General features: G+C 39.3%; 3 protein-coding genes and 1 pseudogene. 3 read left to right on the top strand and 1 reads right to left on the bottom strand.

What is annotated here, in order from left to right:
- The 3 genes and pseudogenes from BOW51_RS11445 to BOW51_RS09235 form a co-directional block, all read left to right on the top strand.
- A partial coding sequence (locus tag BOW51_RS11445; protein WP_217349026.1) for a hypothetical protein occupies positions 1-193 on the top strand: 193 nt, incomplete at its 5' end.
- A 21-nt stretch (positions 194-214) separates the two neighbouring features.
- Positions 215-325: pseudogene (locus tag BOW51_RS11945) on the top strand (hypothetical protein); the annotation flags it as partial.
- The gene (locus tag BOW51_RS09235; RefSeq protein ID WP_078477471.1) at positions 322-660 is read left to right on the top strand and encodes a hypothetical protein; all 339 of its coding nucleotides are present in this window, start codon (positions 322-324) and stop codon (positions 658-660) included. The pseudogene BOW51_RS11945 and the gene BOW51_RS09235, both read left to right, overlap by 4 nt.
- An 824-nt stretch (positions 661-1484) precedes the next feature.
- Here BOW51_RS09235 and BOW51_RS09230 read toward each other — a convergent pair.
- On the bottom strand, positions 1485-2354 hold the full coding sequence (locus BOW51_RS09230) for a hypothetical protein (protein ID WP_167367304.1): 870 nt from the start codon (positions 2352-2354) through the stop codon (positions 1485-1487).
- Positions 2355-2853 lie beyond the last annotated feature (499 nt).

Genomic DNA, 2853 nt, shown 5'->3' with positions numbered 1-2853 from the left:
TCCGTTTCAGAGAGAATACGATGAACGCTGGACGAGAGAATTATTTGTGATCAACCATCGTTTCACGTCAGAAGGCATTCCGCAGTACAAATTGAAAGACTATAGCGGTGAAGTTATCATCGGTACATTTTACGAAAACCAGTTGATAAGAGCTCACGATCGAGAATTATACGCGATTGAAAAGATACTATGATCGAGGGGAAGAGGTAATCGGAAGGAGTATCTAGTTCGCTGGAAAGGTTGGAGCTCCAAATACGATTCGTGGATCAACGGCGATGACGTCAAAGCTATAAATAACAACACAAATACCGACTTTCCACGATGATCAATAAATATTTACCATTGTTTCAATTCCTAGTAGAGGCTTCAGATGAGCAAAGGAAGGTCCTGGTCAAAACCTTGACCGAACAACAGCTGCATGCGGTCAACGAAGCTACTTATAATGTGTTACACGGTGTGTGCGCTATACAACGCAAAGACAAAAAGATTTTAGACGAGTTCAAGACGGTCATTCGTCGATTGGTATCCAAGGAGTTGACAGCTAAACAGCAACGCAGACTGTTAATAAAACATCACCACATTCTTCCGTTGATATTGAAACCGGTCGTCAAGGTGTTCACAGTCAAGCTTTCAGACGGAATGGATTCTACACCTGCGTGATTCTTGATAGCTGACCAAATATATAATATGGAAGACGGTCCCTGCGTTTCTCGACTTTTGGACGAAACATTTTTGTGCCTGTATGCCAAGGCAGTATTAGAGAATATCGACAATGTGAGTAAGAACCATTGCTATGGATGTGCGGTAAACCATCTGTCTCAATCTAAACACGAGTGTATCATGTGGAAAGGAGAAGAGAAGTTGTCTGCCTATTTCAGTGAGGTAGTAGACTCAATTGATGATAATGTCATTGTAGACAAATTCTGCGACGAAATCGCTCGGTTACCAATCCCAAAAGCATTCGCTGACATGTATAGTATGAGATACAAGTGCAATGACTGGAGAAATATACAAATAAACTCAATTCAATGGCAACTTGAACTATACCAACATGCCACGTCTATGATCAAGGAAAAGTGAGAATCTACTCCATTTAGATTCTATTGTTTCTCTGCAATAAAATATAATCTTGGAAATTATCTTGTGTCTTATTGGTTATTATTTTTTTTCCAACTCGTCTGTGTGTAACCTCCTTCATATAATTAAACCCAACCAACCACAACCAACCAACCAAGCAGCCAACCAACCAACCACAACCAACCAACCAACCAACCACCTAACCCAAGCTCTGAGGTAAAACAGATTACAATAGCATTATTAAAGACAGCAGTAAAGAGTTTAAAAAATTATTATTATCATTATTAACAACAAAGACATGGTATTGAGTATATACATACATATATCAATTCTAAACATGAATCATTACAATCAGTGTGTGGAGATGGTTATATATATATATATATATGTCAGTGTTTTGTTCCTCTCTATTCCTCACGATTACACAATTTGGCACATGTCGCGAAGAGTTCGTCAGAAGTGAAGTTTTTTTCATCCTTCATGAAAGCAATATCGTCGTGATTCAGACGAATAGGATCCTCGTTTTCTACGAATGAAATGTTCAATGCGTTTGCCACTTTCTTCGCGAGTGTGGTGATGTGTAGGCGTTTGATTACACCTTCGGCCACTTTATGATAGAGTTCAACCACTTCGCTCCAATCTATTTTTTCAAAACAGTCGTGATGATCCTGAGAAGGGTCGTCTATCTCGCATGCCTCGCAGTATTCGTGAACCCTGGCGGATTGATCTAACTCCCTCATTTCACGCACCATCAACGCCATCCAACTGTTTCGAAAGACGATGTTGGATTTTTCCGTGATTTCACGTTGAATTTTATGAACGGTGGAGAGCGATTCAAACAGAACAGAAAACACATTTCTGTGAAATCTCACCCCTTTCCTCGTGGGACATTCGTTCCCTTCGCCATCAGTGAAATATCTTCTAATGTCCAATGATCCGAACCCTGAGAAATTAAGTTTTACTTTCAGAGCAGGAGACAGTCTAAAAGTAAAGTTAACGGGTAAATCATTTCCAGAATAACGTTGCGAGAGAGTCAGAATATAAGATTTGAAAGTCATCAGCCTATCCAGTTCATATGCATTCAGTGTCAACTCTCTTTCACCCTTCTCGGTTGTTTTCGAAATACGGACATAAACATCTCCGAGCACTTTGTCGAACTTCAATATCAGTTTTGTACTTTTGTCGACATCGGAAGTCTGAATAATGTGGTCCTCTGGTAAGTGATCGCTGAACTCATCACTGTCCACATCAAAAATAAGATCTTTTGTCGGCGCCATGACAATCTTCCGGCTTTTCCAAGTCTTTTCGCAATCTTCCGTTCTTCTCTTCGCCATATTTGTTTGTTCTAACCAAATCACTGTTGAGTGTGCTGTATTTATAATGGCCATAGGACATGTGCGGACACGTTATGGTTAATCACCAAAGATCAATCAATACTGTCAAAATATTTACCTTAGTGATAAATCCACACACACTGATTGACGTATTCGAAAATAAACTAGATCATATGGACACAGGTGCATACAAATTTATATATACATAAAATAAATCTCATTGCGGAATAGTCAAAGGTGAAAATTGCAAGAAAAATAATGTTGACTAGAAAAACAAATGCCAGCGTGTGAGATGTGTGTGCATATGTAATAACAGTAGTAGTAGTAGTAGTGTGCATTATATAATAACAGGACATGACGTGAATGTATGTGCGTGTGTATAACGACCGAACCTCTGACGTCTCCCCGGTTATGCTAAGAGGTGTTGAAGCAAAGAGATACA

The organism is Solemya elarraichensis gill symbiont, from assembly GCF_002021095.1.
Classification (GTDB): domain Bacteria; phylum Pseudomonadota; class Gammaproteobacteria; order Chromatiales; family Chromatiaceae.
This window is presented reverse-complemented; position numbering and strand designations above follow the sequence as displayed.